At 49.8% G+C, this 281-nt stretch carries 1 protein-coding gene; it reads left to right on the top strand.

Translation table 11 applies throughout. The features are described from left to right. Window positions 1-281 (top strand): hypothetical protein (locus CES82_RS12600; RefSeq protein ID WP_180245751.1); only part of this gene is annotated, 281 nt, incomplete at both ends.

Raw genomic sequence — 281 nt, 5'->3', positions numbered from 1 at the left:
GTGAATTAGTGCCTGAATTAACCGCCGCAGCAACTGCTGTTAAAGGTTTCCAGAATACGGTAGATAACGGTGGTGCTTACAGCAGTGCAGACTTCAAGGCGGTTACAGATGCCGGCAAACCAGGTGATGAGGGTTATACCACTACGGTCACCCGGACGGTTCACTACACGAAGAACCAGGCTACTTACACGAAAGGCGATCCTGGTGATCCTGCTAAGAACGATCCCGAAGGGACGCAAGCTAAGTATCTGGAAGGTACGATCACGGTTAGCCAAAATAAT

The sequence above is a fragment of the Secundilactobacillus silagincola genome (assembly GCF_002583405.1).
GTDB lineage: Bacteria > Bacillota > Bacilli > Lactobacillales > Lactobacillaceae > Secundilactobacillus > Secundilactobacillus silagincola.
This window is presented reverse-complemented; position numbering and strand designations above follow the sequence as displayed.